At 44.8% G+C, this 13,486-nt stretch carries 15 protein-coding genes; 7 read left to right on the top strand and 8 right to left on the bottom strand.

Annotated features, from left to right (window positions below):
• The first annotated feature begins 89 nt into the window (after positions 1-89).
• On the top strand, positions 90-278 hold the full coding sequence (locus tag EFK13_RS06840) for a DUF8096 family protein (RefSeq protein WP_129506017.1): 189 nt from the start codon (positions 90-92) through the stop codon (positions 276-278).
• 44 nt (positions 279-322) lie between these two features.
• Here EFK13_RS06840 and EFK13_RS06835 read toward each other — a convergent pair whose 3' ends face one another.
• Together EFK13_RS06835 and yjiB are read right to left on the bottom strand one after the other, a co-directional pair.
• The gene (locus tag EFK13_RS06835) at positions 323-1,501 is read right to left on the bottom strand and encodes a macrolide family glycosyltransferase (RefSeq protein ID WP_129506018.1); all 1,179 of its coding nucleotides are present in this window, start codon (positions 1,499-1,501) and stop codon (positions 323-325) included.
• A 22-nt stretch (positions 1,502-1,523) separates the two neighbouring features.
• A complete protein-coding gene (yjiB, locus tag EFK13_RS06830; protein ID WP_129506019.1) occupies positions 1,524-2,714 on the bottom strand; it encodes a monooxygenase YjiB in 1,191 nt (396 codons plus the stop codon).
• A gap of 389 nt (positions 2,715-3,103) precedes the next feature.
• On the opposite strand from yjiB, the gene EFK13_RS06825 reads away from it, so the two are divergent.
• On the top strand, positions 3,104-3,382 hold the full coding sequence (locus tag EFK13_RS06825; RefSeq protein ID WP_129506020.1) for a hypothetical protein: 279 nt from the start codon (positions 3,104-3,106) through the stop codon (positions 3,380-3,382).
• Positions 3,383-3,414: 32 nt separating this feature from the next.
• Here the strand turns inward: EFK13_RS06825 and EFK13_RS06820 are convergent, their stop codons facing one another.
• The 4 genes from EFK13_RS06820 to fdhF form a co-directional block, all read right to left on the bottom strand.
• Complete coding sequence (locus tag EFK13_RS06820; RefSeq protein ID WP_129506021.1) at positions 3,415-4,044, bottom strand: NUDIX hydrolase; 630 nt, start codon at positions 4,042-4,044, stop codon at positions 3,415-3,417.
• 73 nt (positions 4,045-4,117) lie between these two features.
• The gene (locus tag EFK13_RS06815) at positions 4,118-4,759 is read right to left on the bottom strand and encodes a DUF4352 domain-containing protein (protein ID WP_129506022.1); all 642 of its coding nucleotides are present in this window, start codon (positions 4,757-4,759) and stop codon (positions 4,118-4,120) included.
• Between the two features lie 197 nt (positions 4,760-4,956).
• Entirely contained in the window at positions 4,957-5,517 is a 561-nt protein-coding gene (locus EFK13_RS06810) for a helical membrane plugin domain-containing protein (RefSeq protein ID WP_129506023.1), read from the bottom strand.
• Positions 5,510-8,467 carry a formate dehydrogenase subunit alpha gene (gene fdhF, locus EFK13_RS06805; RefSeq protein ID WP_129506024.1) on the bottom strand — a complete coding sequence of 986 codons (2,958 nt, stop codon included), beginning with the start codon at positions 8,465-8,467 and terminating at the stop codon, positions 5,510-5,512. Before fdhF ends, EFK13_RS06810 begins: the two co-directional genes overlap by 8 nt.
• Positions 8,468-8,615: 148 nt before the next feature.
• Here fdhF and EFK13_RS06800 point away from each other — a divergent pair, with 148 nt between their 5' ends.
• The gene (locus EFK13_RS06800; RefSeq protein WP_129506025.1) at positions 8,616-9,191 is read left to right on the top strand and encodes a YjgB family protein; all 576 of its coding nucleotides are present in this window, start codon (positions 8,616-8,618) and stop codon (positions 9,189-9,191) included.
• Between the two features lie 101 nt (positions 9,192-9,292).
• Complete coding sequence (locus EFK13_RS06795) at positions 9,293-9,691, top strand: ribosomal maturation YjgA family protein (RefSeq protein WP_129506026.1); 399 nt, start codon at positions 9,293-9,295, stop codon at positions 9,689-9,691.
• A gap of 9 nt (positions 9,692-9,700) precedes the next feature.
• Here EFK13_RS06795 and EFK13_RS06790 read toward each other — a convergent pair whose 3' ends face one another.
• The gene (locus tag EFK13_RS06790; RefSeq protein WP_129506027.1) at positions 9,701-10,600 is read right to left on the bottom strand and encodes a DUF2268 domain-containing putative Zn-dependent protease; all 900 of its coding nucleotides are present in this window, start codon (positions 10,598-10,600) and stop codon (positions 9,701-9,703) included.
• 126 nt (positions 10,601-10,726) lie between these two features.
• Here EFK13_RS06790 and EFK13_RS06785 point away from each other — a divergent pair, with 126 nt between their 5' ends.
• Together EFK13_RS06785 and EFK13_RS06780 are read left to right on the top strand one after the other, a co-directional pair.
• A complete protein-coding gene (locus EFK13_RS06785) occupies positions 10,727-10,894 on the top strand; it encodes a YjfB family protein (protein ID WP_064813327.1) in 168 nt (55 codons plus the stop codon).
• 128 nt (positions 10,895-11,022) lie between these two features.
• The gene (locus EFK13_RS06780; RefSeq protein ID WP_129506028.1) at positions 11,023-11,496 is read left to right on the top strand and encodes a YjfA family protein; all 474 of its coding nucleotides are present in this window, start codon (positions 11,023-11,025) and stop codon (positions 11,494-11,496) included.
• 50 nt (positions 11,497-11,546) lie between these two features.
• Here the strand turns inward: EFK13_RS06780 and pdaC are convergent, their stop codons facing one another.
• Positions 11,547-12,947 carry a peptidoglycan-N-acetylmuramic acid deacetylase PdaC gene (gene pdaC, locus EFK13_RS06775; RefSeq protein ID WP_129506029.1) on the bottom strand — a complete coding sequence of 467 codons (1,401 nt, stop codon included), beginning with the start codon at positions 12,945-12,947 and terminating at the stop codon, positions 11,547-11,549.
• 250 nt (positions 12,948-13,197) lie between these two features.
• On the opposite strand from pdaC, the gene cotT reads away from it, so the two are divergent.
• On the top strand, positions 13,198-13,443 hold the full coding sequence (cotT, locus tag EFK13_RS06770; RefSeq protein WP_129506030.1) for a spore coat protein CotT: 246 nt from the start codon (positions 13,198-13,200) through the stop codon (positions 13,441-13,443).
• The last annotated feature ends 43 nt before the right edge of the window (positions 13,444-13,486 follow it).

The following is a 13,486-nucleotide window of genomic DNA, read 5'->3' as shown; positions in this document are numbered from 1 at the left end:
ATAAACCCAAGCCTCTAAAATCCATTTGAATACGCCTGAAGCTTGCTGTAATATAAACAGCAGACACGTTTGCTAACGGAGGATCGATCATGGAAACAAAAAAAGAAGAATATGAAACAAAAGGCTACGATACATCGATCGTTTACGAATTCAACGAATATCCGGACGATCGCAGCGGACGCTGTGACAATTGTGATTACACACTGTTCAAAAGCTCTGTAAAAGGCGGAAAATTTCTTAGAGAATGCCGGAGATGCGGGATGAAAAAAAATATTTAAACAAAAAAAAACCGAAATCGAATTTTTGATTTCGGTTTTGTGATTTACTGCGGCACAGCGGATTTTTTCATAAACGCTTCAATCGCAGCAGCCGCACGCTCCGCTCCGCCTGCTTCTTTTACATCCTTTTGCATATTCTTGACGCGGCTGAGCACCTCTCGATCGCCGGATACAGCCTGTACCGCTTCCTGCAGCCTGGAAACCGTCACTTCTTCTGTCGGCAAATAAACGCCGAGCCCTAAATCATCGACACGCTTTGCGGTGAGCTCCTGCTCATACATTTGCGGAATAACGACAAGGGGCACACCTGCATTCATCGCCTCCATCGTACTGTTCATCCCGCCATGAGAAATAAACAAATCGGCTTTCTCCAATACCTCAAGCTGCGGCACGCTTTGGCGAATGGTAAAGTGATCAGGGATATCTCCCAGGCTCTCAGGATCTATCGTTTTCCCGACCGACATGATCACTTGCCATGAAGACTCCCTAAATGCGTCAATGCACATCTTGTAAAATTCCGGCCATGCGTTAAACGCCGTTCCCAATGAAATCAGCATAACCGGGCGATCATCCTTTTCAATCGACAAGCTTTCCTGTGCCGTCCGTTTTCCAAGAGATGGGCCGACAAAACAGAAACGGTCATCAAACGTCTCGTTCTGAATCTGAAAAGACTTCGGCATAAAGACGATATTTAATGCTTCCGGCACAGCTAATTGCTCAAAAGAAACAGCCGGCAATTGCTCTTGCTCCAAATAAGCTTTAAATTCAGCCTCTGCTTCTCTTATTTTTTTCAGCATCTCTTCACTTCCGAACTGAAAGGATTCATTTTGGGCATATGATGAACAAAGCTTGACAACTGGTACATTAAGCTTGTCTGCAAACAATTTTCCCGCCAGCGCGATAAAATCATAGATGACCATATCTGGCTGATCATCCTGATATAACTCCTCAAGCTGCGGAAGAATGCTAAGTGATTCTTTCAAAAGGTTGAGCGTCGTTTCATTCTTTTCAATCCTCTCCCTGATTTGCTTAGGATCAATATTCAAGGAAGTATGATAGATCAATGCTTCTCCACCTGCTTTCTGAACAGCGGGCGCAAACTCCTCAGTCGTCGCATACGTAACACGATGCCCTTTCTCACACAGCTTCTCCACTAATGCAAGCGTAGGATTGACATGCCCGTACGCCGGGATATTGATCATCGAAATATGGTGTTTTTTCATGAATCTCCATTCTCCTTATCTATTACATTTTCACACGGAAGCTCTTTAATCCGTATATCACGCTGTTTTCAATCGGTGTAATACTGACGCATTCCATATGAGAAAAAGCAGAAATCAAAGACGTTAACGCGATATTTGCTTCAAGACGGGCAAGCGGCGCTCCAAGACAAAAATGGACGCCGTGTCCAAACGCGATATGCGGATTGGGATGGCGGCGGATATCAAACATGTGCGGCCTGTCAAACTTCGCTTCATCGCGATTTGCCGATGCCACAAAAGCCAGAACCATATCGTCTTTTTTAATGAGACGCCCCCCGATCTCTGTATCTCGTTTGGCAATACGCCTTAAAACCGGTGCAGGCGCCCTGAAACGCAGGGCCTCCTCGACTGCCTGAGGCATCAGTTCAGGATGGCTGCGCAGGTCATCGTATATATCCGGCGTTTCTAATATGCTGTACATCGCGTTTGAAATCAGGTTTGTGGTGGTTTCATTCCCGGCCACCAAGAGCAGCGTGCAAAACGGAATCAGCTCTTCTCCGGTCAGCTTCTCGCCTGTTTCTTCCGCTTCCACTAAAATGGAAATGATGTCCTGTCCCGGTTTGTTCCGCTTTTCTTCTATGATGCCGGCAAAAAACGCGGCCAGTTCTTCCTCGCACTTGTTTCGTTCTTCCAAAAAGGCTTTTTCAGCCTCTTCACTTTTATCCTTCGGTGTGCTGACCAGAAGATCAGACCATTCTTTAAACTGATCCATATGCTCCGAAGGCACTCCCAGCAGCTCAGATATCACGATCACCGGAAGCGGGTATGAAAAATCGTGAACAAGATCAAACTCGCTCTGCCCCTGAAATTTTCGAATCAGTTCATCTGTGATTTCCTGAATTCTCGGCTCCCACTGCTTCATCACACGCGGCGTGAACGCTTTATTCACGACAGAACGGATTTGCGTATGCCTCGGCGGGTCCATGTTAATGATGGAATTTCCAATAGAGCTGGACTGCTGCGGCATATAACTGGAAAACAGCTCTTTATCCCCAATGACTTTTTTGACATCATCATAAAGAAAAACGCTCCATACTTGATTTTCTTCATCAAAGGAAACAGGGGCTTCCTTTCTCATCGATTCGTACCACGGAAACGGATGATAAGCGTCCTGTTTGTTTTTTCCATTGAGCAGCGCTCGCTGCAAGGCTTGCCGGCGGTTTAACACATTCATGCATTGTCACTCCCCTTGAAAGAATTCAGCAATTGACGTTCTTCTCACCTCCCGCTTTCGAAAAAGAGAGGGACAATCAAATATAGACAGATTGATAACAGCAGGCAGGCGATCATGATGTCCGATGCAGGCATCATATATTCCCCCTCGAATTTCGTTCATCTTACCATAATCTTTCAATTTTTTTCTATTCTGCACTGCCGCTTTGGCTCACAACGTGACCTTAGGCATAAGCATGTACATTCAATATGCATTCAATTGCACACACTCCAACCGAAAGCACCCCTATTTTCAACCAATAGCACTAACCCCAAAAATGACTTTTCCATTATATAAAGCAAGCTGATTCTATGTTTAAATAGAAGGTAAAAGGTGAAGGAGAGAACAACATGACAGCACAGACTGATTTCAAAAAACAAGTTGTCGGCATCCTGCTTTCACTTGCATTTGTATTATTTGTGTTCTCTTTTTCGGAGAGACATGAAAAACCGCTTGTTGAAGGAAAACATCAGGAAAACTGGCATACTGTCGTCGACAAAGCCTCTGTCGAGATTTACGGCAGCAAATTAGTTGAAGAAAACCAATTAAAGCAAAAACTCGGCCATAAACAGGCCGATTCTATTTTGACCCTTATGAAACTCGCCAGTGAAAAACATATCGCACTTTAAAAAAGAAAGAGCCTTCTCGGCTCTTTCTTTGTTTAGTCAAATATCGTTTTCTTGTCCGGATGGCGCCGAAAGTCAAACAGCATGCTGAGCTGGGATGGTGTGTTTCGTTTTGGAGAAAGCGGCGGGAGCCTGTCTTCCGAAAAAAAAGCGGCGTGATTCGTCTCAATTCCTATTTCCCCCTGATCGCCTGTTATGCTGCATTCAATGAAGATCTTATAGTAATGGTAAGGCTGAGGCGGATGAGGGTGCTTTTGGCTGTCCAGCACGGCCAGCAATCGAGACGGTTCTGTATCGTACCCCGACTCTTCTTTGATTTCCTTGACCGCATTTTCAGCCGGTGATAAACCAATCTCGCAAAATCCGCCCGGGAGCGACCACAGCTCATCATGCTTCTCCCGAACAAGCAAAATCTGATTCTCTCGAAATACCGCGCCGCGAACATCCGCTTTCGGTGTCGGATAGCCGCTCTCCCCATTCCATAAATCAGTGATAAGTTCAATGTCTGTCTGCGAGTAATCCGCCATCATCTCTTGGCTCAGCCTCATCAGCTCCTCGTACCTTTCCCTATCATACACATCCTTGGAAAAAGCGAGCCCCGCCTGCGCAACTGCCTGAATCCGCTGCGCCCGTTCCAGCCATTTGGTTTGCACTTTGTCACTCATCCTTTCACGTTAATTTTAAACTATAAAAAATGCACGTTTCACTTATGAAAACGTGCTAACTGCAAATCAAGTACTAATCTAATTTCACCAAGTAATCAATATTGTCCTTTACTCTCTCTTCAGTATTACTGCTATTTGTATCAGCTAAAAACGGATTATATACCAGTGTGTAATGTTTCTGTTCTCCTTTAGGGATGACATAACTGAGTACACCTGTAACCTTTTTCCCTGATGTCAGTGTTCCTGCCATAAGAATCCTGCCCTTCTCTTCTATTGAAAAAACTGGCCGGACTGATTGATTTTTCTTGTCTTTTAAGTCTAATCCGAGAAAATTGTATTGCATTGAATCTTTCCCTATGTTTTCTATCGTAACTTCTATAATGAGCCGTTCCTCATTATCTTTTATTGTTTTTGGCTTCGAGTCTACAGCTCCTCCAAATTCGGAATATTCACCTTTTTGCACTCTATCAACTTTATTCACTGTAAAATTCGTATGTCCTGCTTTAAACGTTTCTCCTATTTTATGTATTTGATCATCTTTTTTGATCTTCGGCTCACCGCCTTTTTTCAGTTCCTTATCAAGTTCCTTTTCAAGCTCTTCTTGCGATTTTTTTTCTTTCGGTTTTTCCTTCTCTGATGCATCGCTTGATTGGCTGCACGCGGAAAGCGCAAACCCGATCGTCAAGACAAACAATAGCAATAAGACTTTTTTCATGACTGTTCCTCCATCTAAAGTAATCGATTTCTATTATAATCAGATTTTTCCTTTTCTTAACAGGTAAGAAAGTAACGATTATTTCTATCTCATTCGTTATAAACTTACTTTTTACTAGAATTTGAACATTTTTTACTAGTTCATTAGACCTTTTCATCAAAAAACCCGAGCTGGCGGCTGCCAGCTCGGGCGGGTGATCAATCTCGCTTATTCATTCCTCTTTTCTCTCGGGGTTCCTGATGGTGTTTTTGGTGCTCCGGAGGCTGCGTCGTGCGTTCCAGCTCATTGGTGTCTTGTCCCATTCCTTTTAAAAAGGAAAAGAGCAGTGTAATTGATTTGTTGATTTCCGGGTCTTTGAGCGAGCGGATAATATCAAAATAACCTGTCTTTTCTTCGCTGTTTTTCTGTTCCACAGCGCTTGCCACACCTGCATTCACTTTCAAAATAAGAGGCTCCAGCTGTTTCACGTCCAGCATGCCGAGCGTCCCAAACAGAAGAAGCAGATTTTTAAGCGTGTTGGCCGTTTCCTCTGTATCTGCCTTTTTCACCAGGATATCAAGAACTTTATCACCTTGCCCAAAAAGGCCGCGGAGCAACGGCAGGACACCGCGCTCGTTCATATGGCCCAGCATATGCAAGGTTTCGAGAATCGCTTCTTTATGATCGACTAGAGCATCTTCAATTTCTCGCAAATCACGCTTTCGCTGATCCTCTTCCGTTACCTCGATTTTCTGAATTCGTTTAATCGCTTTAGCCATTATGCCCAATCCCCCTTTTCACTGCGTCGCCAGGGAAAATATAATCCTTCCGCGCCCATTTCTTTTGTATCTGCACACCGATTTGCGGCTGCGGATTGCCGTTGCGGTGATTGATCTTAGGGAGCGGATTGGTTCCTTCACGCTTCAAAATTTCCATTTTGGCCGATGTTTCTTTGTATGCAGGCGTATCAGTATCCTTATCGGCATGACTGCCTGTCAACAGGTTAATCGCCGCTTCTCCTGAATCGTTCATTGGCAAATACACTTCCTTCCCTTTGACACGATCAGTGATCAGGCACTTCACTTTGACATTTCCGAAAGGCGATGTGAGTCTGACAAGGGTTCCGTCCTGAATTCCCCGCTCTGCCGCTAGTTCAGGAGATATTTCTAAGAACACTTCCGGTGTTTTCTTCGAGATCCCTTTTGATTTGTAGGTCAGATTCCCTTCGTGGAAATGCTCTAAGAGCCGCCCATTGTTGACGTGGATGTCATATTCCTCACCGAACTCTTCAGGCTCTGTCCACTGAACAGGGTAGAGAATAGCCTTGCCGTCCGGGAAAGGGAAGCGATCTGTAAAGAGTAAAGGCGAATCCTTTCCATCAGCGCTTACAGGCCATTGCAAGGAATTGTAGCCTTCAAGGCATTCATAGTTGACGCCGGCATAAATCGGCGACAGCATGGCTGCCTCCTCCATAATGTCTCCAGGGTGCTCATAGTGCCAGCCGGCGCCAAGCTTATTGGCTACCTCCATAATAATCTGCCAGTCGGGCTTTGATTCGCCCAGCGGTTCAAACACCTGATACAGCCGCTGAATTCGGCGTTCTGTGTTTGTAAAGGTTCCTTCTTTTTCAAGGCTCGGGCTCGCAGGAAGAACAACATTAGCAAACTCGGCTGTACGTGAAAGGAAAATATCCTGCACCACAAAGAAATCAAGCTTTTCATAGGCGGCGTGCACATGATTGATATTCGAATCGACCAGACCCATTTCTTCACCTTTTACATACATTGCTTTGAGCTGGCCGGAATGGATTTTTTCGATCATTTCATGGTTGGTCATGCCCGGCTCCTTCGGCAGCGGCACACCCCACGCCCGCTCGTATTTTTGGCGGACTTGTTCGTCGGTCACTTTTTCATAGCCCGGCAGTCTGTCAGGCATGCTTCCGAAGTCACTTGCTCCCTGCACGTTATTATGGCCGCGCAATGGGTAAGAGCCTGCACCCGGCTTCCCATAGTTTCCTGTCACAAGCAGCAAATTTGAGATTGCCGTGCTCGTGTCGCTTCCGCCAATATGCTGTGTCACGCCCATTGCCCACAATGCGCACACACTGTCAGCTTGGCCAATCATCTCCGCCATTTGGATCAGGGTTTCTTGATCAATCCCGGTTTTCTCCTCAGCATATTCAAGGGTGTATGGTGCCAGGCTTTTCACATATTCATCCCGTCCATTTACTCTTTCACGCAAAAAGCGCTCATCGGCTTTGCCATTTTCAATCAAATATTTGGCGATGGCGTTCAGCCAGACGATATCCGATCCGGCACGCGGCTGAACAAATAAATCGGAGCGCTCTGCCATTTCGTGTTTTCTGATATCGGCTACGATGACTTTCTGTCCTCTCAGCTTATGAGCCCGTTTAATGCGAGTGGACAAGACCGGATGCGATTCTGACGTGTTCGAACCGATAATCAAAACAAGATCCGCTTGCCCGATATCTGTAATTGATCCTGAGTCACCGCCGTAACCGACTGTCCGAAACAGGCCGGCAGTCGCAGGAGATTGGCAATAGCGCGAACAGTTATCCACATTATTTGTGCCGATGATTCCTCTGGCCAGCTTTTGCATGAGATAGGATTCTTCGTTTGTACATTTAGAAGAGGTAATAAAGGCAAGTGAATCCGGGCCAAACTCTTCTTTTACATCCGTGAACTTGCTGGCGATCAGAGATAACGCTTCCTCCCATTCCGCTTCACGGAAACGATCGCCTTCGCGGATCAGCGGCTTTGTCAGCCGTTCCTCGCTATTTACAAAATCCCAGCCGAACTTTCCTTTCACACAGGTGGAAATGCCGTTGGCCGGCGCTTCCTCCTGCGGCTCGACTTTCAGTATGTCTCTGCCCTTTGTCCAGACATCAAAGCTGCAGCCGACTCCGCAATACGTGCAGACGGTTTTCGTTTTCTTGATTCGTTCATCACGCATGGCGGATTCCATATCAGAAATAGCGAGAATCGAGCCGTATCCTGTCTCAACGCCTTTTGTGATTTCGATCATCGGACGCAGCGTTTCGTTATTGATTCCTGTTAAATATCCGGCTTCCCCTTCCATTCCTTTTTCCATCATCGCGTTACACGGACAGACAGTTGAACAGTGCCCGCAAGACACACATGACGATTCATTGATCGGCACATCATTATCCCAAATGACGCGCGGGCGTTTCCGATCCCAGTCAATAGTCAGCGTTTCAGTAACCTGAACGTCCTGGCACGCTTCGACACAGCGGCCGCACAAAATGCATTGATCTGGATCGTACCGGTAAAATGGATGAGATTCATCCTTATGGTAAGGCTTCTGGTCAAACGGGATGCTTTGGTGATTGATTTTCATTTCCTTCACCGTATTATGTATTTCGCATCCCCCGTTGTTGTAATCGCAAACTGTGCAATAAAGCTCATGATTATATAAAATCTTGTCCATCCCGATGATCTGCGCTTTTTTGACATCAGGCGAGAGCGTGTCGATGACATCCCCATCCTTTAATTCAGCTGAGCACGATCTCTTCAGCTCGCCATTGATGCTGACGATGCACGTATCGCATGTTTCGATCGGTCCTAAGCTTGGATGATAGCAAACTTGCGGCACTTCAATCGAACTGTTATTCAAAAGCTGCAGCACCGTCTGTTCTTCGGACGCTTCCATTTCAACGCCGTTTATTGTGATTGTTTTCTGTTCAGCCATCTCCATTCCCCTTTCTTGCTCGTGTATATACCGAATTACCCATTTCTGTTCCCTTACAAGGGATCAATAAAACATGCAAAGCCCACTCACATGTTTTATTGCATAAACATGGGGTAACGAAATGATAGATGAAAAGGGAGGGATCGACATGAAAAAAACAATTTCCGCTATAACTGCGGCAGCGGCAGTAACAAGCTCCTTTACCGGCTTTGGGGCTGCGTCCTTTTCAGCACCGGCAAAGGCCGCAGCTCAAACAAACACACTCTCTGAACATACAAACCAATCAGCCGCAAATCTTGTCAAAAATCTTTACAACACCGCTTACAGAGGGGAAATGCCTCATCAGGCGCATGGCCTTACTATCAACAAAAGCACAAAAGGCGATGTCCATGCTAGATTAGGAGAACCGGAAAGGCCTGTTGGAGGAGACAATCGGTTTGATTTATACCACTGGGATATGGGCCAGCCGGGCTACGGATTTTCTTATCATCAAGACATGACAATCTCAGAAATCCGCTACTTTGGAACCGGTGTGGAACGGCAACTGAATTTAGGCGGTGTTACCCCGGAAGTGCTGCAGAATGAAATAGGCCCCGCAAACCGAGTGTTAACCGTCCCGTTCACCGATGAAATCGACTATGTATATGACACAGGCCGATATGAACTTCATTTTGTCATTGGCAAGGACCAGTCCGCTGACCATGTAAACCTTAAAGCAAAATAAACCTTTTTGCGGCTGTTCAGCCGCTTTTTTATTGGACAAATAGAAGATATATTTCTTACAATACATGGGAGATAAAACAGAGACGGGGTATCAATTTTCTAATGAAGCGAAATCGATGGATATATGCAGCGTTCACTATGCTGATCATAGGACTGGGGCTGGGATCTAGAGCATTCTCCAGTGTTCTGCCGGATACCGTCAATACGTATCTGGGGGACTCGCTGTGGGCCGCCATGATCTTTACGGGATGCGGGTTTCTATTTCAGAAGATGAAAACAATGAAGACTTGCCTGATTAGTCTTTTTTTCTGTTATTTCATTGAAATAAGCCAGCTGTACCACGCCGAATGGATCGACCGGATCAGAGACACTTCTCTTGGCGGACTTGTACTGGGGTATGGATTTTTATGGAGCGATATCGAAGCGTATACAATTGGAATTGCCGCCTGTGCCGCTATAGAACTGCTCGTTCTGAAAATCAAAAAGCGCCTCAATATGTGACGCTTTTTTTCATTTGGAAAACAGCCCGCACTGAGAAAGAATGGTCTCCGCATCCAAGAGCGTGGCTTCGTTTATCGTGACCTGATGTTTATCCATAAATGACTGAACGGCATGATATCCTACCGCATAACCCGCAAAAGCCGATAATCCTGCAGGCTCAAAGCCTTGTTCTTTGGCAATTTGATCACCAAACATGTAACGGCTCACTTCCGAGAAGCCTTTCACATCCAGCACCTCACGGATAACTTCAATGGAATACTGCAAATCTTCTTGATCAAAACGTGTTACCCAAGGACCCAATCGCTCCTCGCCGAACAGCTCTTTGGCAAATGACTCAGCCAACCCTTCAATCACAAGATAATCCCCGACACTCACAGAGCCATAATGGAAGTCAGCATACGAAAACCGCAGATTATGATGAAACTCATGAGCAATAATAGAGGGAAGCCTCGACAAGTTATAACGGTTCGGATCAATCCAGACATGAATAAAACCGGGTATCCCGCCAAACCCGCAGTACCCTTTTTGCAGCTGAAGCTTTTTTGGATCAGCGATGTAAAGGCCGAATTTGATCTCGTCGGCATTTACCCGCAGCTGTTTGCGCTCAGCAAAACGCATACACTGCCAAAGCGCAGATGCAGCCGTCTCTGCAGCATGTGATTTCTTTAATATTCGCAGTGCTTTCAGCCCGGTTTCAGCATCAAAGACATCCAAATAACCAAGCATTTTCACAGCCATCACCACATCATAGCCGTTTGGCTCCTTTGCTTTCAGCGGAACTTGGATGGCGTTCCACATGTTTTCAAACGGCTTCATCATCGTATACCGAAATTCATCCTCTCTTTTCTGTTCTTCCATTGAAAACAGCTTTTCGTATTGCTCAAAGGTCTTTTCCATTACAAGATTCATCCTGATTCCCCCCTTGCCAAAAATATACGGTATGCCGCAGCGTGAGGGTCAACAGAGAAAATTAAGCCATTTTTCACTGTAAAATGATTCAAAGCCGCCGATAGGAAAGGCATAGGAGGTGGAACGATGGATATTCCCGCTTTATCAGTTGCGATGCATCAAGCATCCCTTGCCCAAAATGTTGATATCGCTTTAACGAAAAAAATGCTGGACACCGCCCAGCAAAATGCAGATCAAACCTTAAAGATGATTCAGCATCCGACGCTCGGACAAACCATTGATGTAAAAGCTTAATCTCTAAACCAAAGGCGGCCAGAACTCCATCCTCCCGGCTGCCTTTATTGTTCACAAAAAAGCATGCATGTTTCGCTTGTTCCTCCGTATGATGTATTGTTTGCCATATAAAGGAGGTCATAAAGAACATGAAAAGACTGTTTACGAAGGCTTCATTGGTGTTATTCGCGGTACTATTTGTTTTTGCCGCCAAAGGCGCGCCCGCCAATGCGGAAACCCATGCCTACGATGGAAAAAGCCCTTATTACAATGATTGCGCATCCAGCGGCTCCACAAAAAAATCCTCAAACTTAGTGAATGCCAGCAATCAAGTCATCGGAGTGGTCGAGCTTAAATTCAGCAGTACATGCAAAACGGCTTGGGCAAAAATCACGATGAATAACACATTGACGACAGGCTTTGAAGCAAATGCGGAAATCACCCGGAACACAGACGGAAAGAGATATAACTGTGATTCTGCAGGCGGCAACGGAAAAGCCGTGGCCGGACAAAAATCTTGTTATACACCGATGGTATATGATTTAGATCCAAGGACTTCTTACGCTTTCGGCAAGTATTCAGGACCCAACCTGAATGTTTGGGCCACCACAGGCTCTTATTAAAAAGAAAAAAGGCTGTCCAAACGGGCAATATCCGCGGCAGCCTTTTCGTATTAATTCGCTTCTCTTTGTTTTTTAACCTCTTCAAGCTGAGACACCGTCACCAATTGATAGCCTTCATCGGTGAGCTTTTTTATAATTTCATCGGCCGCATCGGCAGAGGTTCGGTAAATGTCGTGAATCAAAATGGTTCTTCCATCTCCCGCCTGACTCATGACACGGTCAACGATTGTTTTCTTGTTACGGTCTTTCCAATCTTCCGGATCCACATCCCATAACGCGACATCCATTTTCAATTGACTCCGCAGCTCATCATTAATGCCGCCGTATGGGGGTCTTACAAGCGTCGGGCGGTATCCGCTTATTTTTTCAATAATGTCTTGCGTGTCATTGATCTGTTTTAACGCTTCTTTCACCGAAAGCCTTGTGAGAAGCGGATGGCTCCACGAATGGTTCCCCACTTCATTTCCTTCTTTCAGCATTCTTTTAAGCGTTTCCGGATAATATTGCACCCTGCTCCCCAAAACAAAAAAAGTGGCATGCCCTTTATATTTCTTCAAGGAGTCCAGAATCTGATTTGTTGTCGCAGGATTCGGGCCGTCATCGAAAGTCAGCGCAATGACTTTTTGATTAGGGTCAATTGTTTCCTCTTTGGGCAATGAAATCACTTCATGCTTCGGCTTTTGTTCTTTGATTTTATTTTTGTTTTTTGCTTTATCCATATATTGCTCTTTCACGATATCTTTCAAAAGGCTTTTCTTAATGGCAATCGATTGCTCTCCAAGATTGCCTGCTGCGACCTGATATGTATCAAAATAAAATTCGATATAATCTTCCTTGATGGCAAAGCGGCTGAAATTATCTTTTTTCGGTGCCGTTCCTTCCTTTAACAGCGCATCGTCCGCAGCAATGGCTTTATCTTTTTTCAGCTCATGATAAGCGATTAGGGAAAGCTTATGTAAATAGTCAGCGTCCTCTTTGAAAATATCATCAATTGAAAGAAAAGCTTGCTTACTAAAATCATAGTTAAACGTCTTTGTCACGTTTTGTCCATTTGCACCGCCGAAATATTTATATTCATGAAATACAATCGCTACTGTCTGTTTGGCATAATGGACAATTTTATAATCGACATTTAATTCGTTGCGCTTTGTCGTATGCTCTTGATCTGCGTCTTTGGTTTCCTTCTGAAATTGGCGAACCTCTTTCTCTGCGAAACTTTTTAATGCCGCATCCATTTTTTTATTTTTAAAAACGGGATAGTTGACCGCGTAATTGAACGTTTTCCCGTCATTCACAAGCGTTGCGATCTCCACATTCCCATACTGAGAATCCGTTTTCACTTTATTCATGACCGTTTCTTTTTTTAATGAATTATGGAAAAAGCCGATAAGGCCTGCCACACATACAACTGCAATTAATATATGAAACCATTTGATTCTTTTTACGAACAACCCAAATTCCTTCTTTCATAACCGTTTCGATTTATCCTTCATCAATGAGAACTGCATCTATTTGAAATACTTTTGTAACGTTAGAGTAACATTTATTTCACATTTGTAATACTATGAGATTTAGAAGTTCTTGTCAATCCTTTTTCAGGGATTTCATCATAAAAAAATCCGAATTTACGAATGTACATACACCCAACTCCCACATCAAGAATATGGTAAAAAGAATAAAAAAACTAGGGAGGTTTTCCTCTTGGATTTTCCTTTAAATGAACAGACATTTGAACAAATTACACCTTATGATGAAAGACAGCCTTATTATTATCCGCGTCCGAGACCGCCATTTTATCCGCCTTATTATTACCCAAGACCGTTCTATCCGTTTTATCCGCGTCCGCCTTACTATTACCCGCGCCCACGCCCGCCTTACTACCCTTGGTATGGTTACGGCGGAGGATATGGCGGAGGATATGGTGGAGGATACGGCGGCGGCTACTGATATTAAGCGCCTTTTACCAAAATGGGGGCAGTCCAGCTCCCCA

The sequence above is a fragment of the Bacillus cabrialesii genome (assembly GCF_004124315.2).
Lineage (GTDB): Bacteria > Bacillota > Bacilli > Bacillales > Bacillaceae > Bacillus > Bacillus cabrialesii.
Note: the sequence above shows the minus strand (reverse complement) of the source record. Positions and strands in the feature narration are given on the sequence as shown.